19 protein-coding genes and 3 tRNA genes are annotated in these 22,001 nt (G+C 56.6%); 12 read left to right on the forward strand and 10 right to left on the reverse strand.

Annotated elements, in window-relative coordinates; genetic code table 11:
- Positions 1-3 precede the first annotated feature (3 nt).
- Positions 4-321: a quaternary ammonium compound efflux SMR transporter SugE gene (gene sugE / locus M2433_RS13240; RefSeq protein ID WP_047346106.1), complete on the forward strand. Its 318-nt coding sequence runs from the start codon at positions 4-6 to the stop codon at positions 319-321.
- Here sugE and M2433_RS13245 read toward each other — a convergent pair.
- Together M2433_RS13245 and blaACT are read right to left on the reverse strand one after the other, a co-directional pair.
- Positions 318-848, reverse strand: a complete 531-nt coding sequence (locus M2433_RS13245) for a lipocalin family protein (RefSeq protein ID WP_429054715.1) — start codon at positions 846-848, stop codon at positions 318-320. The two genes, sugE and M2433_RS13245, sit on opposite strands and share 4 nt — an antisense overlap.
- A 138-nt stretch (positions 849-986) precedes the next feature.
- A complete protein-coding gene (blaACT, locus tag M2433_RS13250) occupies positions 987-2,129 on the reverse strand; it encodes an ACT family cephalosporin-hydrolyzing class C beta-lactamase (RefSeq protein ID WP_429054717.1) in 1,143 nt (380 codons plus the stop codon).
- Between the two features lie 132 nt (positions 2,130-2,261).
- Between blaACT and ampR the strand changes: the two genes are divergently transcribed.
- Positions 2,262-3,137 carry a LysR family transcriptional regulator AmpR gene (ampR, locus tag M2433_RS13255; RefSeq protein WP_429054718.1) on the forward strand — a complete coding sequence of 292 codons (876 nt, stop codon included), beginning with the start codon at positions 2,262-2,264 and terminating at the stop codon, positions 3,135-3,137.
- Between the two features lie 29 nt (positions 3,138-3,166).
- Here the strand turns inward: ampR and frdD are convergent, their stop codons facing one another.
- Genes frdD through frdA form a run of 4 tightly spaced genes read right to left on the reverse strand, consistent with a single transcriptional unit; the run spans position 3,167 to position 6,460 of the window.
- Complete coding sequence (frdD, locus tag M2433_RS13260; RefSeq protein WP_429054719.1) at positions 3,167-3,526, reverse strand: fumarate reductase subunit FrdD; 360 nt, start codon at positions 3,524-3,526, stop codon at positions 3,167-3,169.
- A gap of 10 nt (positions 3,527-3,536) precedes the next feature.
- Positions 3,537-3,932: a fumarate reductase subunit FrdC gene (frdC, locus tag M2433_RS13265; RefSeq protein WP_429055074.1), complete on the reverse strand. Its 396-nt coding sequence runs from the start codon at positions 3,930-3,932 to the stop codon at positions 3,537-3,539.
- A 10-nt stretch (positions 3,933-3,942) separates the two neighbouring features.
- Positions 3,943-4,677: a fumarate reductase iron-sulfur protein gene (frdB, locus tag M2433_RS13270; protein ID WP_028016426.1), complete on the reverse strand. Its 735-nt coding sequence runs from the start codon at positions 4,675-4,677 to the stop codon at positions 3,943-3,945.
- Positions 4,670-6,460: a fumarate reductase (quinol) flavoprotein subunit gene (gene frdA / locus M2433_RS13275; protein WP_024907346.1), complete on the reverse strand. Its 1,791-nt coding sequence runs from the start codon at positions 6,458-6,460 to the stop codon at positions 4,670-4,672. The genes frdB and frdA overlap by 8 nt, the downstream gene beginning before the upstream one ends.
- A 310-nt stretch (positions 6,461-6,770) precedes the next feature.
- On the opposite strand from frdA, the gene epmA reads away from it, so the two are divergent.
- Positions 6,771-7,748: an elongation factor P--(R)-beta-lysine ligase gene (epmA, locus tag M2433_RS13280; protein ID WP_429054721.1), complete on the forward strand. Its 978-nt coding sequence runs from the start codon at positions 6,771-6,773 to the stop codon at positions 7,746-7,748.
- Positions 7,749-7,792: 44 nt separating this feature from the next.
- On the opposite strand, the gene mscM is transcribed toward epmA, so the two are convergent.
- The 3 genes from mscM to rsgA form a co-directional block, all read right to left on the reverse strand.
- The gene (mscM, locus tag M2433_RS13285) at positions 7,793-11,116 is read right to left on the reverse strand and encodes a miniconductance mechanosensitive channel MscM (RefSeq protein ID WP_059311851.1); all 3,324 of its coding nucleotides are present in this window, start codon (positions 11,114-11,116) and stop codon (positions 7,793-7,795) included.
- Between the two features lie 19 nt (positions 11,117-11,135).
- Positions 11,136-12,104, reverse strand: coding sequence for an archaetidylserine decarboxylase (gene asd / locus M2433_RS13290; RefSeq protein ID WP_429054722.1), 969 nt, complete (start codon positions 12,102-12,104; stop codon positions 11,136-11,138).
- A gap of 98 nt (positions 12,105-12,202) precedes the next feature.
- Positions 12,203-13,255, reverse strand: a complete 1,053-nt coding sequence (gene rsgA / locus M2433_RS13295; protein ID WP_429054723.1) for a small ribosomal subunit biogenesis GTPase RsgA — start codon at positions 13,253-13,255, stop codon at positions 12,203-12,205.
- Positions 13,256-13,362: 107 nt separating this feature from the next.
- Between rsgA and orn the strand changes: the two genes are divergently transcribed.
- From orn to M2433_RS13315, 4 genes are all read left to right on the forward strand, one after another.
- Positions 13,363-13,908, forward strand: a complete 546-nt coding sequence (gene orn, locus M2433_RS13300; RefSeq protein ID WP_045909541.1) for an oligoribonuclease — start codon at positions 13,363-13,365, stop codon at positions 13,906-13,908.
- 196 nt (positions 13,909-14,104) lie between these two features.
- A tRNA-Gly gene (locus tag M2433_RS13305) sits at positions 14,105-14,180 on the forward strand.
- A gap of 45 nt (positions 14,181-14,225) precedes the next feature.
- Positions 14,226-14,301 (forward strand) — tRNA-Gly (locus tag M2433_RS13310).
- Positions 14,302-14,337: 36 nt separating this feature from the next.
- Positions 14,338-14,413: transfer RNA gene (locus M2433_RS13315), tRNA-Gly, on the forward strand.
- A 270-nt stretch (positions 14,414-14,683) separates the two neighbouring features.
- Here M2433_RS13315 and queG read toward each other — a convergent pair.
- Positions 14,684-15,823 (reverse strand): tRNA epoxyqueuosine(34) reductase QueG, encoded by a 1,140-nt coding sequence (gene queG, locus M2433_RS13320; protein ID WP_264439411.1) that lies wholly within the window; start codon positions 15,821-15,823, stop codon positions 14,684-14,686.
- Here queG and nnr point away from each other — a divergent pair.
- Genes nnr through miaA form a run of 5 tightly spaced genes read left to right on the forward strand, consistent with a single transcriptional unit; the run spans position 15,822 to position 21,953 of the window.
- Positions 15,822-17,345: a bifunctional ADP-dependent NAD(P)H-hydrate dehydratase/NAD(P)H-hydrate epimerase gene (gene nnr, locus M2433_RS13325; RefSeq protein ID WP_429054725.1), complete on the forward strand. Its 1,524-nt coding sequence runs from the start codon at positions 15,822-15,824 to the stop codon at positions 17,343-17,345. The two genes, queG and nnr, sit on opposite strands and share 2 nt — an antisense overlap.
- Positions 17,338-17,799 carry a tRNA (adenosine(37)-N6)-threonylcarbamoyltransferase complex ATPase subunit type 1 TsaE gene (gene tsaE / locus M2433_RS13330; RefSeq protein WP_429054727.1) on the forward strand — a complete coding sequence of 154 codons (462 nt, stop codon included), beginning with the start codon at positions 17,338-17,340 and terminating at the stop codon, positions 17,797-17,799. Before nnr ends, tsaE begins: the two co-directional genes overlap by 8 nt.
- A gap of 16 nt (positions 17,800-17,815) precedes the next feature.
- Positions 17,816-19,156, forward strand: a complete 1,341-nt coding sequence (amiB, locus tag M2433_RS13335) for an N-acetylmuramoyl-L-alanine amidase AmiB (protein WP_223562236.1) — start codon at positions 17,816-17,818, stop codon at positions 19,154-19,156.
- Positions 19,157-19,165: 9 nt separating this feature from the next.
- Positions 19,166-21,010, forward strand: coding sequence for a DNA mismatch repair endonuclease MutL (mutL, locus tag M2433_RS13340; RefSeq protein WP_429054729.1), 1,845 nt, complete (start codon positions 19,166-19,168; stop codon positions 21,008-21,010).
- The gene (gene miaA, locus M2433_RS13345; RefSeq protein ID WP_429054731.1) at positions 21,003-21,953 is read left to right on the forward strand and encodes a tRNA (adenosine(37)-N6)-dimethylallyltransferase MiaA; all 951 of its coding nucleotides are present in this window, start codon (positions 21,003-21,005) and stop codon (positions 21,951-21,953) included. The genes mutL and miaA overlap by 8 nt, the downstream gene beginning before the upstream one ends.
- Positions 21,954-22,001 lie beyond the last annotated feature (48 nt).

Raw genomic sequence — 22,001 nt, forward strand, 5'->3', positions numbered from 1 at the left:
GAAATGTCCTGGATCGTTCTTTTTATTGCCGGCCTGCTCGAAGTGGTATGGGCGATTGGTCTCAAATACACCCACGGCTTTACCCGCCTGACCCCCAGCGTCATTACCGTCACCGCGATGATAGTGAGTATTGTTCTGTTATCCTGGGCGATGCGATCTCTGCCTGTCGGAACGGCTTATGCCGTCTGGACGGGCATTGGTGCGGTGGGGGCTGCCATCACGGGCATTTTGCTGCTGGGAGAGTCCGCGAGTCTGGCGCGTATCGCCAGCCTCGCGCTGATTGTGGCCGGAATCATTGGGCTGAAGCTCAGCACCCACTAATGGGGTTGTTCTACCCAGATGAGTTTTGACACATCAAACCCTTGCCGGGTCGCGACGTCCAGCATCTGCTGTTTCATTTCTGACGAAATAGTTGGCGTGCGGGAAAGTATCCACAGATAGTCGCGATCCGGCCCGCAGACCAGCGCGTGACGGTACTCTCTGTCGAGTGCGATCACGTTATAGCCGCCATAAAACGGGCCAAAGAAAGAGACTTTGAGCGCGGCCCGTCGCGGGTCGCCGGTGAAGTAGGCCTTCCCAACCGACTGTTGCCACATCTCCCTGTCGGGATTATATCCCCGGTTGATCACCTGAAGACCGCCATCATCCATCGGACTGTAATGTGCAGTGACCTTCTCTAAGCCCTGCTCAAACCGGTGGTCGAGGCGTGCGATTTCATACCATGTTCCGAGGAAGCGTTGTGCATCGAAAGGCGTGACGACGGTAACGCCAGGTGGTGGGGTAGGGGAACTGCAGGCAACCACTAAAAACGCGGCTGTCACCGCGGCGATAACAGGCAGAATGCGCATAGGAGTTTCCTTACTGTTTTTTGTTAAGTGTAGATGACGGCAAGGAAAATGTGGGGGACGTGCGGTGTGTTTCGCCGGGTGGTCACACCGTAGATTTTGTAGGCCGGGTAAGGCGAAGCCGCCACCCGGCAATGTTTGCTACAGCGCGCTCAAAATACGGTATGCCGCCTCAACTCGCGCCGGGTTTGGATAGCTTTTATTCGCGAGCATCACAATACCGATCTGCTTTTCAGGAATAAATGCTACGTAGCTGCCAAACCCGCCAGTAGAGCCTGTTTTATGGACCCAGGACGCATTGACCGGGGGAACCGGTGGATTCACCTCTGCCACGGGCAACGGTGCCAGCGCCACCTTATTGTCGCTGCCCCCGACTACCGTTTTGGCATCAACCGGCCAGTTAAGCATTTCCCAGCCTAACCCTTGATACATGGCACCCACGCGCCAGTAGCGAGACTGCGCCAGGGCAATGCCTTGCTTGAGCGAGGTATCCTGAAGGGAGTCGGGGGCCATGTTGACCATCACCCAGCTCGCCATATCCTTCACGTTGGTTTTGACGCCATAGGCTTCAGCGTCGAGCATCCCCGGCGACACGCGTACTGCGTTACCGTCACGGTATCCCCAGGCGTAATGCGCCTCTTCCGCTTTCGGAACGTTAATCCACGTATGGTCCAGTTTGAGCGGCTTAAAGACCCGCTTCGTCATGGCCTCTTCAAAGCTCATGCCGGAGGGTTTCACCGCGAGGGCGCCAAAAAGACCGATGCTGGCGTTCGCATAAAGACGCGTAGTGCCCGGCTTCCACTGCGGCTGCCAGCGTTGATAAAAGCGCAGCAGAGAGGCGTTATCAGTGACCTCATCCGGTACCTGCAGCGGCAGACCGCCTGCGGTATAGGTTGCCAGGTCCAGCATGCGAATTCCCTGCCACTGCTTGCCCGTCAGCTCAGGCCAGTACTTTGTTACCGGATCGCCCAGCGATATCTCCCCGCGAGCAATAGCATCGCCACCCAGCACGCCGGTGAAGGTTTTACTTATAGAGCCCAGCTCGAACAAGGTTTGCGGGGTGACGGCTTTGCTCGCCGCGACATCAGCCTTACCGAAGGTAAAGTAGTGCGGCTGACCCTGATAAATCACCGCCACCGCCATACCCGGTATGGCCTGCGCTTTCATCAGCGGCGTAACGTTACGTTCCACCACCTCAGCCAGCTGTTGTTCTGACATTGAAGCAGCAAATACTGAGCAGGAGGCGCTGAGCAGCAGGGCGCAGCAAAGGGATTTTTTCATCATCAGTTATCTTCCGTAATAGTGGTTCAAGGGAGTGTCCGGGCCCGTCAGACAGCAGTAGTCTGTGGGATTTGACTGTGGCTGACAAACGGTTAAATTTAGCATTAGCTGTTAATTTTTCTAACGGATGAGACCATGACGCGAAGCTATCTCCCCCTTAATTCGCTTCGAGCCTTTGAAGCCGCCGCCAGGCATCTCAGCTTTACGCATGCGGCCATTGAGCTGAACGTGACCCACTCTGCCATTAGCCAGCATGTTAAAACGCTGGAGCAGCACCTTAACTGTCAGCTCTTCGTGCGCGTTTCGCGCGGGTTGATGTTGACCACCGAGGGTGAAAATTTACTGCCGGTGCTGAACGACTCGTTCGACCGTATTGCCGGAATGCTGGATCGCTTTGCCAGCCATCGCGCTCAGGAGAAGCTAAAAATAGGTGTGGTGGGCACTTTCGCAACGGGGATGTTATTTTCGCAGCTGGATGATTTTCGCCGCTGCTATCCACATATTGATCTTCAGCTTTCCACCCATAACAATCGCGTCGACCCGGCTGCCGAAGGGCTTGATTACACCATTCGCTACGGTGGCGGCGCGTGGCATGGAACCGATGCTGAATTTCTTTGCCCTGCGCCGCTGGCTCCGCTCTGTAGACCCGACATTGCCTCCTGTCTAAAAAGCCCGGCAGATATCCTGAAGTTTACCCTGCTGCGCTCCTACCGGCGCGACGAGTGGGCCGCGTGGATGCAGGCCGCGGGTGAACATCCACCCTCGCCGACGCACAGGGTGATGGTATTTGATTCGTCCGTAACCATGCTGGAAGCGGCCCAGGCAGGTGTAGGGATTGCCATCGCACCCGTGGATATGTTTACCCACCTGCTTAGCAGCGAGCGCATCGTGCAGCCGTTTGCAACGCAGATTGACCTCGGCAGCTACTGGCTGACAAGACTGCAGTCACGAGCAGAAACGCCCGCAATGCGCGAGTTTGCTCAATGGCTGGTGGGTAAGATGCAAAAATAAAAGGCCCGCCGGATGGCGGGCCAGAGGCGTCAGATAGTGACCACGGCAATCAGCGTGACCACGGTCAGGATGGTCGCCAGACCGTAGAACACCCATTTACCGCTCGGTACATGGATTTTCAGGTCATGCATCGCATGGTGAATACGGTGCAGGCCACACCACAGCGGCAGGACGATCATCAGGAAGATGAACACGCGACCAATAAAGCTGCTCGCGAATGCCAGTACGCGTTCATAGCTCAGCGCATCGCCCGGGAGCAGCCCCAGCGGCAGCATAATGCCGACCAGCAGGATGATGACGGGAGCGATGATGGCGCTCCACATGCCGCCTGCGCCAAACAGACCCCAGAAGACCGGCTCGTCAGAACGTTTTGGATTTGGATTGATCACAGGTGTCTCCTTACCAGAACAGTGCGACAAACAGAATGACCACGGTGACAATCGCCGTCACCGCCCAGAGTCCTTTTATGACCGGCTCTGGCCCCATTTTCTCGCCTTTTATAATGATGTTTGCCGCTTTTGGCGCCAGTTCAAACCAGGTTTTGGTATGAAGCAGCGCGGCCGCGAGCACGATCAGGTTCAGCACAACAATGATCGGGTTTTGCAGGAAGCCAACAAAACTCGCCCAGCTTTCCGGACCGTGCTTAAGGGCAAAAACACCGTACATCAGCTCAAGGCTGAACCAGACCGCCGGTACCGCCGTGCCTTCACGCAGCATGTAGAAGCGATAAAACGGCAGGTTTTTCCACCAGGTGGACGGCACTGGCCGCACATAGGCTTTGCGTTTAGTCGTCATCATGCACTCCTTAGCGTGGTTTCAGGGTAGCGATAAGAAAGTCTTTCGAGCTTTCCACTTTACCCTGCTGAATGGCGGCGGCCGGGTCGACATGCTTCGGACAAACTTCGGAGCAGTAACCCACAAATGTACAGCTCCAGACACCGTTCTGGCTGTTAAGCTGCGCCATGCGTTCCTTTTTACCGTGGTCGCGGCTGTCTTCGTTATAGCGGTGCGCCAGGGTAATGGCGGCCGGGCCGATGAACTCCGGATTCAGGCCAAACTGTGGACAGGCGGCGTAGCAAAGACCGCAGTTGATGCAGCCGGAGAACTGATGGTATTTCGCCATCTGGGCCGGGGTCTGGGTGTTAGGCCCCTGATCCGGCGTGCGCGGGTTGCCGATGATGTAGGGCTTAATGGCTTCCAGGCTTTCGATAAAGTGGGTCATATCGACCACCAGATCGCGTTCAATCGGGAAGTTGCCCAGCGCTTCAACCTTGATACCTTTGGTATAGTCGCGCAGGAAGGTCTTGCAGGCCAGCTTCGGCACTTTGTTAACCATCATGCCGCAGGAACCGCAGATCGCCATGCGGCAGGACCAGCGGTAGCTCAGGTCCGGCGCCAGGTTGTCTTTAATATAGCCGAGCGCATCCAGCAGGGAAGTTTGCTCGTCATAAGGCACTTCATAGAAAGCGCTATGCGGTGCGGTGTCCACCTCCGGGTTGTAGCGCACCACTTCAACTTTCAGTTTTTGCATCTCAGCCATTCGCCTTCTCCTTCTTCTCGGCGGCTTCTGCTTCTGCACCGTACACGCGTTTAGCCGGTGGCAGCGTGGTGATTTTCACGTCGCTGTAGTCCAGACGCGTGGTGCCATCCGCATCGCGCCAGGCGAGAGTGTGTTTCAGGAAATTGACGTCGTCACGTTCGGTACAGCCTTCGTCAAGACGCTGGTGGGCCCCGCGCGACTCTTTACGCGCCAGCGCGGAGTGCGCCATACATTCCGCCACGTTCAGGCCGTGACCCAGCTCGATGGTATAGAGCAGGTCGGTGTTAAAGACGCTGGAGGTATCGGTGATACGTACGCGCTTGAAGCGCTCCTGCAGCTCCGCCAGCTTATCGACGGTTTTCTGCATCAGCTCAGGAGTACGGTAGATACCGCAACCTTCTTCCATCGACAGGCCCATCTCGTCGCGGATCTTAGACCAGTTCTCGTTACCTTCCTGGTTCACCAGATCTTTCAGGCGTTTTTCAACGTCTGCGACCTGCGCATCCAGCGCGGCACCGTTGGCTTCGCCTGCTGTAGCCGCGCGCTCCATCGCGCGCTCGCCCGCCATGCGGCCAAAGACGACCAGCTCAGCCAGCGAGTTAGACCCGAGACGGTTGGCGCCGTGCAGACCCACGGAGGAACACTCGCCCACGGCAAACAGACCTTTGATGCGGGTTTCACACTGCTGGTCGGTTTCGATCCCGCCCATGGTGTAGTGCGCCGTTGGGCGTACCGGAATCGGCTCTTTCACCGGGTCGACGCCGACGTAAGCTTTTGCCAGCTCGCAGATGAACGGCAGGCGTTCCAGCAGTTTCTTCTCGCCGAGGTGGCGCAGGTCAAGGTAGACCACGTCGCCGCGCGGCGTAGAGATAGTGTTGCCTTTGCGCCATTCGTGCCAGAAGGCCTGGGACACTTTATCGCGCGGGCCGAGCTCCATGTATTTGTTTTTCGGCTCGCCGAGCGGCGTTTCCGGACCCATACCGTAATCCTGCAGATAGCGGTAACCGTTTTTGTTGACCAGAATACCGCCTTCACCGCGGCAGCCTTCCGTCATCAGAATGCCGGAACCCGGCAGGCCGGTTGGATGATACTGCACAAACTCCATATCGCGCAGCGGTACGCCGTGGCTGAGCGCCATGCCCATGCCGTCACCTGTGACGATGCCGCCGTTGGTGTTATAACGGTAAACGCGACCCGCACCGCCCGTTGCCATGACCACCGCATTGGCGCGGATCTGGACGAGCGTCCCTTCCATCATGTTCATCGCCACGAGGCCGCGCGCCTGTCCGTCATCAACCAGAATATCGAGGACGAAATGCTCATCAAAGCGCTGAATTTGTGGGAACTGAAGGGAGGTCTGGAAGAGGGTGTGCAGCATGTGGAAGCCGGTCTTATCGGCGGCGAACCAGGTACGTTCGATCTTCATTCCGCCGAAGCGGCGAACGTTGACGCTGCCGTCCGGACGGCGGCTCCACGGACAACCCCACTGCTCAAGCTGGGTCATCTCGGTTGGACAATGGTGCACAAAGTAGTCGACGACATCCTGTTCGCAAAGCCAGTCGCCCCCTGCAACCGTGTCGTGGAAATGGTATTCAAAGCTATCATGATCCTGCGCAACGGCGGCGGACCCTCCTTCTGCTGCCACCGTGTGGCTGCGCATTGGGTAGACTTTTGAAATCAATGCGATTTTAGCGTTGGGATTAGCCTGCGCTGCAGCAATCGCAGCACGTAATCCAGCCCCGCCAGCGCCTATTACGGCAAGATCGGCCTGAAAAGTTTGCACGACATTCCTCCAGATTTTTGTTATTTCGCAACGCGACAAACTAAAGGTAGTTCACCCGTCCAAAAGGACGATTGCGAAAGCGTTTCCACTGCTCCTTTATGGGTAAAACAGTATAACCGTGTAGATGACAGGGAAATTTGACGTGTTCGATTTTTTTGCTGTTCTGTCCGGCGATTTATCATGGCGATTGATGAATCACGTCACGTCATTGCTCACTTAAATGAAATCCGCTTTTTTACTGCGCAAAATTTGTCTCCGTCACTGCTAACGAGTAGACTTCGTGCCCTTGTATGAAATCGGAGAGCAACTCATGAGCGAAACGGCCACCTGGCAGCCGAGCGCATCCATCCCAAATCTGTTAAAACGCGCAGCAATTATGGCGGAGATCCGCCGTTTCTTTGCCGACCGCGGAGTCCTGGAGGTGGAAACGCCGTGCATGAGTCAGGCAACGGTAACGGATATTCATCTGGTCCCGTTTGAAACCCGTTTTGTTGGCCCTGGCCACTCTCAGGGTATGAATTTGTATCTGATGACCAGCCCGGAATATCACATGAAACGCCTGCTGGCGGCAGGATGTGGTCCGGTGTATCAGCTGTGCCGTAGCTTCCGCAATGAAGAGATGGGCCGTCACCACAATCCGGAATTCACCATGCTGGAGTGGTACCGCCCGCATTATGATATGTACCGCCTGATGAATGAGGTGGACGATCTGCTGCAGCAGGTCCTTGAGTGCCCGGAAGCGGAAACGCTCTCCTATCAGCAGGCTTTCCAGCGCTATCTGGAAATCGATCCGTTATCTGCGGACAAACCGCAGCTGCGCGACGTGGCGGCAAAGCTGGATCTGAGCAACGTGGCGGATACCGAAGAAGATCGCGACACGCTGCTGCAGCTGCTGTTCACCTTTGGCGTTGAACCGCAGATTGGCAAAGACCGTCCGACGTTTGTCTATCATTTCCCGGCAAGCCAGGCCTCACTGGCGCAGATCAGCACTGAAGATCACCGCGTGGCAGAGCGTTTTGAGGTCTATTACAAAGGCATTGAGCTGGCGAATGGTTTCCACGAACTGACTGACGCCCGCGAGCAGCAGCAGCGTTTCGAGCAGGATAACCGCAAGCGCGCCGCGCGCGGCCTTCCGCAGCAGCCTATTGATACCAACCTGCTTGAAGCCTTAAAAGCAGGTCTTCCGGATTGCTCCGGCGTAGCGCTGGGTGTGGATCGTCTGGTGATGCTGGCCCTGGGCGCAGAACAGCTGGGCGATGTGATTGCGTTTACCGTAGATCGCGCCTGACGGTAGTTCACCCTCTCCCGTGGGAGAGGGTTGCCCCGCTTACCTTACAGACTTCCCGCCGGGCGCGTACGCGCCGCTGACGTCAACGTTCTTCCCGTTTTACGTCCGTCCAGGCTTTCCAGACGCATCTGGAACGGTGGGAACGGCATATCAATACCGTGCTCGCGGAAGCCCGCCAGAATCAGCTGGTGGATCTCATGACGCAGCGGCATCCGGTGCCCCATTTCGGCGGCGTAAATACGCAGCTCGAAAATCTGGATCCCCTGCTGTAAATCGACCAGGAACACTTCCGGTGCCGGGTTATCGATCACCAGCGAGCAGCGTTCTGCGGCGGTGTAGAGGATCTGGGTAACCTCTTCGCTGTTGGCGTCCGACGGCGCCGGTACCGTCAGCACCACGCGGGTAACGGAGTCGGATAGCGACCAGTTGATGAACTGCTCGGTAATAAACGCCTTGTTCGGCACGATGATCTCTTTGCGATCCCAGTCGCTGATCGTTGTCGCGCGGGTGTTGATCTTTGTGATGCTGCCGGTCAGATCGCGGATCGTTACGGTATCGCCAATACGAATCGGTTTTTCGAACAGAATGATCAGGCCCGAGATGAAGTTAGCGAAGATCTCCTGTAAGCCAAAACCTAACCCGACACCGAGTGCCGCCACCAGCCACTGCAGTTTCGACCATTCAATACCGATCATCGAGAAGCCCACCAGCCCGCCGAACAGCATGATCAGGTATTTGGTAATGGTCGTAATCGCATATCCCGTCCCGGGGGTTAAATCCAGATGCTGCAGCAGCGCCAGCTCCAGCAGCGCCGGGAAGTTGCGCACCAGCTGCGTGGTGATGATCAACACCAGAATGGCAATCAACACTGCCCCTAAGGTAATCGGCTCCAGGCTTTCCACACCCTGCACCGTGGACGTTACGTCCCACAGTGAGATGTTCTCCAGGAAACCAAATGCGGAATGGATCTCCGACCACAGGAAAATGACCGACAGGAGGGCAATCAGCATCAGGATGGAGCGAACCAGACGCAGGGACTGGGTACTGATGGCATCCAGATCCAGTTCAACCTCGTCCGCTTCCGTCGTGCCTTCCGTACTGTTGACATGGTTTGGCTCTTCCTCACCCCGCGCACGCTGGGCGAGGATCTCCGCCCGGCGATGCTTGGCACGGTCAAACGCCAGCCGGCGCCGCTGGATCAACATCCAGCGGCGGATCACGTGGTACACCACCAGAAGCAGGAACCAGATTGCCACTGAGGTTTCCAGTCGCGCCAGCAGCGCCTGCGCGGTTGCCAGGTAACCCACCGCGGCTGCCAGCATCGCAATCAACGGCGCGCTCAGCAGCAGGTTCCAGAGCAGCCGGTTGAACATGTTGTCGCCGCTACCGGATTTATCCAGATAGAGAGGTATACCGGCGCGCTTCAGGCTGAGCGTCACGATGGCCAGCGCCCCGCAAATCAGCATAAAGCAGAGGCGGCCCAGCGAGCCTGAGAACTCCCGGTCGTTGAGGTTATCGAACATGATCAGCGCCATAATCAGCGGCACAATCAGTCCGATGCTCATCAGGTAGTAACGCATGGCGCGCGCAACGCGATTACGCGGCCAGCCAAAGTGGGCGATAAACAGGCCATTGGGCCGCGCGAACGTAGCGCAGATCATCACCACCCACAGCAGGGGAACCGTGGCGGTGACGCCATCGCCAATCGCTACCGCGAGCGGATAGGGCCAGGCTTCCCGCAGGCCATACCCCAGCGTCATCCACAGCACGGGGAGCGGGGAGGCAACAAGAATCGACCAGAATACGGTACGCAACGTCAGCCAGAAGTGATCCTGGGTGACTTTCCCCACCCGGGAGCTGGAGCGTTCCAGGAAACGGGTGAAATGTCTGCGCGAGTAAATGCTACAGCCCACCAGAATTAATGCTCCCAGCAGTGGGAAAATGGTCTCTTTGCTGGTGAGCATCATCACGCTGGCCTGTCCCAGCTGGCTGACGGTGTCCAGCGAAATCAGGCGGCGCAGGTCCTGAACAATATCAATCGGCCACGAGAAGGTCATCGGACGCACGTCGGACGTCCAGAAGAGATAACGGTGCGTTGCCTCGTTCACCTCTTTCAGCGCATCTTCCAGCTGGCTGTTAGAGACCTTCAGCTTGGTCAGCTCCAGAATCAACGTATCTCCGCCCTGCAGCAGAGAGTTCAACAGTTCACGCTGGGTGCGCAGCTGGGCTTCCAGAATGCGGTTTTGCTCGCTGGTCAGGGACTGTCCATCAGCCTGACGGATCTGGCGGATCTGCGGCTGCTTATTGAGAAGGTCTTCAAAGTGCAGCCGCTGAACGCGCAGCTGGGCCATCTCGGTATCGAGCTGTTGCGGCTTCGGCATTTCCGGCAGACGGGCGACCTGAGCGCGTAACGCCTCACCCAGCAGGTTTGATGACCCAAGCCACTGGGACTGTTCGCGCAGGGTATTGAGCGCCTGACGAACCTGAAGGGTTTGGTTGGTAGCCTGACGCTGCTGCGAGGCAACCAGATCCATACGCTGCGCCTGCTGATTCAGGGCGGCAGAAAGCTCGCGGTTGACCTTAAACTGTTGAACGATGCCGGCAGGCAGGTTATCGCTGTTTTCCGCCAGCAGTTCGGTGCTTTCAAGGGCACGCTCTGCTTCACGCTGGCGCTGGCTGTTGAGCTGGTTGCGCAGGGCCTGAAGATACGCGTCCAGCTGCTCGCTCTGCTTCTGAGCAAGTTCAGAGCGCATCCGCGACAGCTCCTGACGGTTATTGGCGGAGAGCTGCGCCAGCTCCAGCTCATCGACAAGGGCCTTCAGGCGAGCAGATTCTGCCTGCAGGCCCAGATTTTGTGCCTGAGCCTGCGGCGTATTGCCGCTTTGCGTGCCAACGCGACGCTCAACTTCATTAAGCTGGCGGCGGGCGTCGGTTTGCTGTTGCGGAAGCTGGCTGAGGGAGTCGGCAATTTCACGCGCTCGCTCCTGCTCCTGCTGGGCAAGCCGGCTCTTTTCCAGAAGCTGGCTGCTGACCTGCAGGATCTCCTGGTTCAGGGCGTCGGAGGTCATGCCCGCGGGCACGTCGCGCGGTTCATCTCGCAAATTATTGAGCTGCGCGCGCAGCGTCTGCGAGAGTTTGGGGAAGTTGTCGATAACCTGCTGATATTGCTGAGCGCGCTCAAGAGAGCCTTTGCGCTCTTCAAGCGCGTTCAGCGCGGACTGGAGTGATTCAACGGTCTCTGGCTGAGCGGGTTTTGCCGCTTTTGCCTGCTCCAGCTCCTGGGTTATCTGTTTGGCGTCGGGGGCTGTCGCTGCGTACGCCCCCATGCTGAGGCACCAGGCCATCAGTAGAACGATAATCGGGCGCACGTCAGCGATCCTTCTGTTGTTAGCCTTCGTCTTTCTTGTCGTCAACCAGCGGGCTGGCGTCGTGCTCGGCGATAATCTCTTCCTGCGGCAGCGGAGCCGGTTCTGCATCCGGCGTCACGAAGGTTTCGGTAGAGATTGCCAGAGGCTGGCCCAATTTAGTGACTGACAGACTTTCGAGCTGTTCAGCCAGCTTCACTTTGCCCGGCGCAAACAGGTTGATCACGGTTGAGCCCAGCTTGAAGCGACCCATCTCCTGACCTTTCAGCAGGGCGACAGAGCCTTCCGCTTCACCGGCAGGCCAGGTCCAGCGCTTGATCACGCCTTCGCGAGGCGGGGTGATGGTGCCAGCCCAGACGGTTTCGATGCTGCCTACAATGGTCGCACCTACCAGAATCTGCGCCATTGGGCCAAATTCAGTATCAAACAGGCAGATGACGCGCTCGTTACGGGCAAACAGGTTCGGAACGTTCTGCGCGGTCAGGTGGTTGACGGAGAACAGGTCACCCGGGACGTAGATCATCTCGCGCAGGATACCGTTACACGGCATGTGCACGCGGTGGTAGTCGCGCGGTGACAGATAGGTGGTGGCAAACGTACCGTTACGGAACAGATCCGCCATCAGGTAGTTACCCGCCAGCAGCGCTTCCAGGCTGTAGTTATGGCCTTTGGCCTGCAGAATTTTGTCGTCTTCGATATCACCTAGCTGGCTAATTACGCCGTCTGCTGGCATCACCAGGACGTTAGGGTCGGTGTTTACCGGGCGCACTTCGTCACGCAGCGGGCGCACGAAAAATTCGTTAAAGGTGCGGTAGCTGGCGGTATCCGGCTTCTGCGCCTCTTTCATATCGACCTTGTAATATTTTACGAAAAGGTCGATGACCAGTTTGGTCAGCCAGCCTGCTCGTTTGCTCGCGCCCCAGCCCGCCAGGCGAGTGAGCCACAGTTTTGGCAGAATGTATTGAAGCGAAAGTTTAAATGCGTTTAACAAGGTAGCCTCCAGGCCATTGTTTTGTCGTTCCTGATCCGGCGTGAAGCCGCCGGAACCTGAAAAAAAGGGGACGATTTTAGCGATGCTTAGCTTAGTTGTCAGTTATCAGAATCAGAAAAGTTTTTACGCGTTTTTACGTCTTCCATGCTCTCAAGAATACGGTGGTAGTTCTCAAAGCGAGTTTCCGCAATTTCCCCGTTCTCAACCGCTGCACGGATAGCGCAGCCCGGGTCGTTATCGTGTTTACAGTCGCGGTATTTGCAAGCGCCTAAATAGTCATGGAATTCGACAAACCCGTTGAAGATTTGTTCCGGCTCGAGATGCCACAAGCCGAACTCACGCACGCCAGGGGAGTCGATCACGTCGCCGCCGTGTGGGAAGTGATACAGACGCGAGGCGGTGGTGGTGTGCTGGCCCAGGCCCGAGACGTTGGACACATCGTTAGTCAGGATCTCTTGCTGGAGGCCGAGCAGATTATTTAGCAGGCTTGATTTACCCACGCCGGACTGGCCCGCAAAGATGCTGATACGGTCGGTCAGTGCCTCTTCTAACGGCTTAAGGCCATCTTTAGTGTGGCTGGAGACCATCAGCACGCGATAACCAATCTTGCGGTAGATATCCATCTGCTCATTCACGAAGGCCATGCCGTCGTCATCCAGCAGATCGATTTTATTCAGCACGATTATCGGCTCAACCTGCAGCGTTTCACACGCGACGAGATAACGGTCGATAATATTGAGCGAGAGCTCGGGTAAAATCGCCGAAACGATAACAATCTGGTTAATATTGGCGGCAATAGGTTTAACCCCGTCGTAAAAGTCTGGACGGGTGAGCACCGACGTGCGTTCATGCACGGCTTCAACGATACCCTTCACCGTTACGCCTTCGGCGGCTTCTTTACCCGGACGCCAGACCACGCGATCGCCGGTAACCAGTGAACGGATGGTGCGGCGGATATTACAACGGTGAATATCCCCGTCGGCGGATTCGACATCGGCATGCATACCAAAGCGGCTAATCACGACGCCTTCCGTCGCTTCGCCAAACAGGTTGTCGTCATACTCCGGCTTCTCCGAAGTGGTTTTAAGACGGCGCTGGTGATTGGCGTTTACGCGGCGCTGCTGCCCTTTGGAGAGTTTATTTTTACTCAATCGCGCTGGCTCCTGGTCGCCCATGATGGGCAAAACCTCTATGATACACTCTAATTAATACTAGTTAACCTGCTACTGCTGGTTATGCGAGAAGGGTGGAAAATAACATGAGCGCGGATGAAAACAACCTGATTTGGATCGATCTTGAAATGACCGGGCTGGATCCCGAGCGCGATCGCATTATTGAAATTGCAACGCTGGTCACCGATGCCAACCTGAATATCCTGGCGGAAGGACCAACGATTGCGGTGCATCAGTCAGACGATCAGCTTGCGCTGATGGATGAGTGGAACGTGCGTACCCATACCGGCAGTGGCCTGGTGGAGCGCGTGAAGGCAAGCACCATGGGTGATCGCGAGGCGGAGCTGGCGACGCTTGAGTTCCTGAAAAAGTGGGTTCCGGCAGGTAAATCCCCTATCTGCGGCAATAGCATCGGCCAGGATCGCCGTTTCCTGTTTAAGTATATGCCGGAGCTGGAGTCTTACTTCCACTACCGCTATCTGGACGTCAGCACCCTGAAAGAGCTGGCGCGTCGCTGGAAGCCTGAAATCCTCGATGGCTTTAAAAAGCAGGGGACCCACCAGGCGATGGACGATATCCGTGAGTCCGTGGCGGAGCTTTCGTACTACCGCGAAAACTTTATTAAGCTGTGATTTTGCGACCAGGCGCCTTGCGTGAGCGTAAGTTTGACGCTAAATTGTGCAGCTTGCCGATTAAATAAGCACTTGAACTGAATTTCGAAAAAATCGCTTTAAGGGGGGTTGCAGCTAAACGGATTTCTCGTATAATGCGCCTCCCGTAACGACAGAGAATTACACGTTACGACAGCAACAAAAGCAGTGCAGATTTGCGGGAATAGCTCAGTTGGTAGAGCACGACCTTGCCAAGGTCGGGGTCGCGAGTTCGAGTCTCGTTTCCCGCTCCAAAATTTGAAAGTATCGTAAGATACGCACAGCACCAGAACACCCAAGCGGGAATAGCTCAGTTGGTAGAGCACGACCTTGCCAAGGTCGGGGTCGCGAGTTCGAGTCTCGTTTCCCGCTCCAAAATTTGAAAGTGCTTCCACAGCACGGACCACCCAAGCGGGAATAGCTCAGTTGGTAGAGCACGACCTTGCCAAGGTCGGGGTCGCGAGTTCGAGTCTCGTTTCCCGCTCCAAATTCTTCTTTATTTCTAAAATATCCACAGCGAAAAGAGTCGTTGGGGACGTTTTCTATTGCATCTGAAATACTCTTGTAAACAGAGTTATCCACAGAAACTGCGCTTTAGCGTAACAGGAACAAAACTTAGCAGGGTGAATAGTATCTTCGTATTTCCTTGTATTTTAAGTATAAATTTTCATTTCAAAATGTTATCGAGATCACTTGATCTCTTCTCAAGCCCAGATGGCGCTTGAGTTTGTAATTTTATTCACAGGCTGTGAATAGTTCAGGCATCTCGCGTAAGCCCTTTCTCTATCACTCTCACCAGTCGCTGTTTCTTCGGTAGCTGCACCTCGACAACGCAGGCATTACGCTTCTCGATTTGCTGCGCAATCGCCCATTCTATGTGTTCATCAAGAAGTGGGTGCTCACCTCGACGGCTTTCAAGCGCCCGGATATTCGCTTCATCCCATGGGGCATTCCCCAGCGCAACGGCAACATTACGCAGCCAGCGCAGATGACCGATGCGGCGAATGGCCGAACCTTCCGTCACTTTCAGGAACCAGGCTTCGGTCCAGGCGAACAGTTCGATGAGCTGCGGCGCATGCAGCGCCTTACGCGGGCTGAAATCCTCTTCATCCGTGAGCTGCGAATAGCGGTTCCACGGGCAAATGAGCTGGCAATCGTCGCAGCCGTAGATTCGGTTGCCAATAAGCGGTCGAAATTCTTCGGGGATCGCCCCTTCCAGTTCTATCGTGAGGTAAGAGATACAGCGTCGCGCATCGACGGTATAAGGCTCGACGATGGCACCCGTCGGACAGATGGTCATGCAGGCCACGCAGCGCCCACATCCTTCCTCTACCGGGCCGTCTACCGGCAACGGTAAATCAATCAGCAGTTCACCCAGGAAGAAGAACGATCCGGCATCGCGGCTAAGGATAAGTGAGTGCTTACCTGTCCAGCCAAGCCCGGCTTTTTCAGCGATCGGGCGTTCAAGAATGGGCGCAGAGTCGACAAAGGGTCTAAAATTCAGCGAAACACAGTGCTGCTGAATAGTTTCCCCGAGTTTTTTTAAGCGGTTACGCAAGAGCTTATGGTAATCACGCCCGAGGGCGTACCGGCTGACGTAACCCAGAGAGGGGTTTTTTAGCGTGCGCGCAAAGGCCGCGTTGGCCGGCAGGTAGTTCATGCGCACGCTGATGACGCGTAACGTACCCGGCAAAAGCTCGTGTGGACGGGCGCGCATCATGCCATGACGCGCCATCCATTCCATTTCGCCGTGGTATTGTTTATCCAGCCAGTCCTGCAGTTTCGGCTCGCTGGCGGAGAGGTCGGTATCGGTAATACCCACCTTCTGGAAGCCGAGTTCAGCACCCCACTGTTTAATTTTTTGCGCTAACTGATTGAGATCGAGGGGCTGTGACATGACGGACCATACGGTGAAGAAAAACCCCGCAAGTATACCACATTCCATCTGGCATGCGGACGCGCTCCGGCATGCCGAAAAAGAGGCAGCAGATAGTCTCGGTATTACCCTTTATGAACTGATGCAGCGCGCAGGAGAGGCGGCGTTTAACGTTGCCCGCGGCGCGTACCCGCAGGCCGCTCACTGGCTGGTGTTATGCGGGCACGGCAATAACGGCGGTGACGGTTACGTCGTTGCCCGTCTTGCGGTTGCAGCAGGCCTGCGCGTTACGTTACTGGCTCTTGAGAGTGATAAGCCGCTGCCGGAGGAGGCTAGCGCAGCGCGAGACGCATGGCTGAATGCAGGCGGTGTGATTCACGCGGCTGATATCGTCTGGCCAGAGGATGTTGATCTGGTTGTTGATGGCCTGCTCGGCACCGGCCTGCGCAGCGCGCCTCGCGAGAACATTGCCGCGCTCATTGCTCGCGCTAACAGGCATTCCGCGCCGGTGGTCGCGCTGGATATTCCGTCGGGCCTGATAGCGCAAACGGGGACGACGCCGGGGGCGGTGATTCAGGCTGCGCATACGGTGACCTTTATCGCCCTGAAGCCGGGTTTACTGACCGGCAAAGCGCGGGATGTGGTCGGCGCGTTACACCACGCTGCGCTGGGGCTGGAGAGCTGGCTGGCCGGGCAGGAAACGCACCTCGCGCGGTTTGATGCGTCTCAGCTTGCCGAGTGGCTTCCGCCCCGACGTCCGACGTCCCATAAAGGCGATCACGGCAAGCTGGTGATTGTTGGCGGTGACCACGGCACGGCGGGCGCTATCCGTATGGCCGGTGAAGCGGCATTGCGAAGCGGTGCCGGTTTAGTGCGAGTACTCACTCGCATTGAGAATATTGCGCCGATAATCACAGCCCGGCCGGAACTGATGGTCCATGAGCTTACGCTTCAGACCCTTGAGGAAAGCCTTGAATGGGCGGATGTGGTCGTCATTGGACCTGGGCTAGGGCAGCAGGCGTGGGGTAAACAGGCTCTGCAAAAGGTCGAGAATTTTCGTAAACCGATGCTGTGGGATGCCGACGCGCTGAACCTTCTGGCAATCAATCCGGATAAGCGTCACAATCGCATTCTCACGCCACACCCCGGCGAAGCCGCGCGGCTGCTTAACTGCAGCGTGGCAGAAATTGAAAGCGATCGCTTACTTTCTGCTCAGCGTCTGGTAAAACGTTACGGAGGTGTTGCTGTTTTGAAAGGGGCAGGAACCGTTGTCGCCAGCGATGAGGCACTGGGCATTATTGATGCCGGAAATGCGGGCATGGCGAGTGGCGGAATGGGCGACGTGCTTTCCGGTATCATTGGCGCGTTGCTTGGACAGAAACTTCCCCTTTATGATGCAGCCTGTGCGGGCTGCGTGGCTCACGGTGCCGCGGCAGATACACTGGCTGCGCGTTACGGTACACGCGGTATGCTGGCCACCGATCTCTTTTGCACGCTGCGGCGTGTTGTTAACCCGGATGTGATTGACGTAGAAAATGACTAATCGAGCGATTTCTTTACCTGATGAACAAGCCACTTTAGAACTCGGCAAGCGCGTGGCGCAGGCCTGTCAGGGGGCAACCGTCATTTATCTGTATGGTGATTTAGGTGCGGGTAAAACCACCTTCAGCCGGGGTTTTTTGCAGGCGTTAGGGCATAACGGGAATGTGAAAAGCCCAACCTATACGCTGGTAGAACCGTACACCCTTGAAAATCTTATGGTGTACCACTTCGATTTATACCGCCTTGCGGATCCTGAGGAGCTGGAATTTATGGGGATCCGTGATTATTTTGCCAATGATGCCATCTGCCTGGTGGAGTGGCCGCAACAAGGTGCGGGTGTGTTGCCTGACCCGGATGTCGAAATTCACTTAGATTACCAGGCACAAGGGCGTGAGGCACGCATCAGTGCAGTTTCCTCATCAGGCTGTTCCTTACTGGCCCGTCTGGCCGGTTAAGCGTAGGGATGACGGGATGATAAATCGCGTTAAAGGTTGGTTGTTGGCTGCCACGGTGCTGCTGTGCGCGCAGGCCGGGGCTGCAAACCTCTCAGATATTCAGGTATCAAACGGCGAAAGCCAGGCCCGGATCACGTTCAGCTTTATGGGCGATCCTGAATATGCGTTCTCACAGCCAGACAGCCACAGCGTGGCGCTGGATATCAAACAGACAGGCGTGATCCAGGGGTTACCGCTGCGGTTCAGCGGTAACAACCTGGTGAAAAGTATCCGTTCGGGCACGCCCCAGGATAGCCAGTCATTACGCCTGGTGGTCGATCTGACCGAAAAGGGCAAAACGAAGGCGGTGAAGCAGCAAAACGGGGCGAACTACACGGTGGTCTTTACGATCAATGCCGACGCGCCGCCACCGCCTCCACCGCCGCCGGTCGTTGCTAAACGTGTGGAAGAACCGGTGTATACGCCGCGTCCTTCAGAACCTGCGCGTAATCCGTTTAAATCTCAGAACGATCGCATTACTGCGGCAACCAGCAGCAATACGGTGACGCGTCCGGCGGCCAGTGCGCGACGTGCGACGGTCAGCGGTGACAAGGTGATTATCGCCATTGATGCGGGTCACGGCGGGGAAGATCCGGGGGCGATTGGCCCGGGCGGTACGCGGGAGAAAAACGTCACCATCGCGGTGGCCCGCAAGCTCAGGGCGCTGTTAAACGACGATCCGATGTTTAAAGGTGTGTTAACCCGCGACGGGGATTACTTTATCTCCGTCATGGGACGCTCGGACGTGGCGCGTAAGCAAAACGCCAATTTCCTGGTCTCCATTCATGCGGATGCCGCACCGAATCGCAGTGCGACCGGCGCCTCGGTTTGGGTGCTGTCGAACCGTCGGGCCAACAGTGAAATGGCAAACTGGCTTGAAGAGCATGAGAAACAGTCTGAACTGCTGGGCGGTGCGGGTGATGTGCTGGCTAATAGCCAGTCTGACCCGTATCTCAGCCAGGCGGTACTGGATTTACAGTTCGGCCATTCCCAGCGCGTCGGGTATGATGTCGCCACTAACGTACTGAACCAGCTGCAGGGCATCGGGGCATTGCATAAGCGCCGTCCGGAACATGCGAGCCTGGGGGTTCTGCGTTCGCCGGATATTCCATCGATCCTCGTGGAAACGGGCTTTATCAGCAATAACAGTGAAGAGCGTTTGTTGGGTAGCGATAGCTATCAGCAACAAATTGCCGAAGCGATTTATAACGGCTTGCGCAAATATTTTGAGGCGCATCCTCTGCAGTCCGCGCCGCAGGGCGGGGCAGCTCAGACGGCCAGTGCCGCGCTGCCGGGCGAGATGACTGCGACAAACTAAGGAGAATTCATGCCGATTCAGGTTCTACCGCCGCAGCTTGCGAACCAAATCGCCGCCGGTGAGGTGGTGGAACGCCCTGCGTCGGTGGTGAAGGAGCTGGTGGAAAACAGCCTCGATGCGGGCGCGACCCGCATCGATATTGATATCGAACGCGGTGGCGCGAAGCTTATTCGCATTCGCGACAACGGCTGCGGCATTAAAAAAGACGAGCTGGCGCTGGCGCTGGCCCGACACGCCACCAGTAAAATTGCCTCTCTGGATGACCTGGAAGCGATCCTTAGCCTCGGTTTTCGCGGCGAAGCGCTGGCCAGTATCAGCTCGGTTTCGCGCTTAACGCTGACCTCCCGCACCGCTGAACAGCAGGAAGCCTGGCAGGCTTACGCCGAAGGGCGCGATATGGATGTGACGGTCAAACCCGCCGCGCATCCTGTCGGTACGACGCTGGAAGTCCTGGATCTGTTCTACAACACTCCCGCCCGACGCAAGTTTATGCGTACCGAAAAAACCGAATTCGGCCATATCGACGAGATCATACGTCGCATCGCGCTGGCGCGTTTCGATGTCACCATTAACCTCAGCCACAACGGCAAGGTGATGCGCCAGTATCGCGCGGTGGCAGAAGGCGGGCAGAAAGAGCGCCGTTTAGGGGCAATCTGCGGTACGCCGTTTCTCGAACAGGCGCTGGCCATTGAGTGGCAGCATGGCGATCTGGCGCTGCGCGGGTGGGTGGCTGACCCGAACGCCAGCAGCGCGGCGTTCGCGGAGATTCAGTATTGCTACGTGAACGGACGCATGATGCGCGACCGTCTTATTAATCACGCCATTCGCCAGGCCTGCGAAGACAAGCTCGGGGCCGATCAGCAACCCGCTTTCGTACTGTATCTGGAGATCGACCCGCATCAGGTGGATGTGAACGTCCATCCTGCCAAGCACGAAGTGCGGTTCCACCAGTCACGACTGGTGCATGATTTTATCTATCAGGGCGTGCTGAGCGTGCTGCAACAGCGGGTTGAACCCACGTTGCCGCTGGAAAACGCAGAGCCTGCGCCGCGCCCGTTCCCGGAAAACCGCGTCGCTGCGGGTCGTAACCATTTTGCTGAGCCTGCTGCCGCACGTGAGCCGGAAGCCCCGCGTTTCTCCTCGGCAGGGGCCGCACCGCGCCCGACGGGAGCGAACTACCCGAATGCCCAACCTGGCTATCAAAAGCAGCAGGGGGCGTTGTATCGCAAACTGCTGGAAACGCCGGCCGTGGAACGTAATGAGTCTATCCCGGTATCGCCGCCGTCGCTGGACGGTCACAGCCAGAGTTTTGGCCGGGTACTGACGATTATCGCACCGGATATGGCACTGCTTGAACGTGACGGTAAGTTGATGCTTCTGGCACTGCCGGTAGCCGAACGCTGGCTCAAACAGGTGCAGCTCACGCCGGGCGAAAATGCGGCCTGCGCGCAGCCGCTGCTGATCCCGGTTCGTCTGAAAATATCCCCTGAAGAAACAAGGGTATTGCAGCGCGCCGAGCCTCAGCTGGCGCAGATGGGTATAGAAATGGTGCTCGAACCACAACATGTGACAATTCGTGCAGTGCCTTTACCCTTACGCCAACAAAATTTACAAAACTTGATTCCTGAACTGATAGGCTACCTGGCGCAGCAAACGTCGTTTGATGCCGCTAACACCGCGCAGTGGATCGCCCGCCACCTGGCAAGCGAACACGCGCCGTGGAGTATGGCACAGGCCATTAGCGTGCTGGCGGAGGTGGAACGCCTCTGTCCGCATCTGGTGAAGACGCCGCCGGGTGGGTTATTACAACCTGTTGATTTACAAACGGCGATGAACGCCCTGAAACATGATTGACGTAAGTAAGGCGAGCCTGCCTAAGGCAATTTTTTTAATGGGCCCAACGGCCTCCGGCAAAACGGCGCTAGCCATTGAGTTGCGTAAAGTTTTGCCTGTAGAGTTGATTAGCGTCGACTCCGCCCTCATCTACCGAGGGATGGACATCGGCACGGCGAAGCCTGACGCAGAAGAGCTGCGCGCGGCACCGCACCGTTTGCTGGATATTCTCGACCCGGCTCAGGCCTACTCCGCAGCGGATTTCCGCCGGGATGCCTTAGCCGAGATGGCCGAGATAACGGCGGCGGGACGTATACCGCTGTTGGTTGGCGGAACCATGCTTTATTTCAAGGCGCTGCTGGAGGGGCTTTCTCCTCTGCCATCAGCGGACCCGGAAGTAAGAGCGAAAATTGAGCAGCAGGCGGCAGAGCAGGGTTGGGACGTTTTGCATAAGCAACTGGCGCAGATTGACCCGGTTGCGGCAGCGCGAATCCATCCAAATGATCCGCAAAGGCTTTCCCGGGCACTGGAAGTTTTTTTCATTTCGGGTAAAACTTTAACGGAACTGACGCAAACGTCAGGAGACGCTCTGCCGTATCAGGTGCATCAGTTCGCCATCGCCCCGGCGAGCCGTGAACTGCTCCATCAGCGAATTGAGCAGCGTTTTCATCAGATGTTAGCTTCAGATTTTGAAGCAGAAGTGCGGGCGCTATTTGCCCGTGGAGATTTGCATACGGACATGCCTTCCATTCGTTGTGTGGGATACCGCCAGATGTGGTCGTATCTTGAAGGTGAGATTTCATACGATGAAATGGTTTATCGAGGTGTTTGCGCCACGAGACAGTTAGCGAAGCGCCAGATCACCTGGTTGCGCGGTTGGGAGGGGGTTCACTGGTTAGACAGTGAAAAACCACAACAGGCGTTAAACGAAGTGATTGAGGTTGTTGGTGATATCGCTCACTGAATGTGTACAATTGAGTCGTATCGTGCGCAATTTTTCAGAATCGCAAGG

Source organism: Enterobacter sp. AC1 (assembly GCF_050434705.1).
In the GTDB taxonomy this organism is placed as follows: domain Bacteria; phylum Pseudomonadota; class Gammaproteobacteria; order Enterobacterales; family Enterobacteriaceae; genus Enterobacter; species Enterobacter cloacae_L.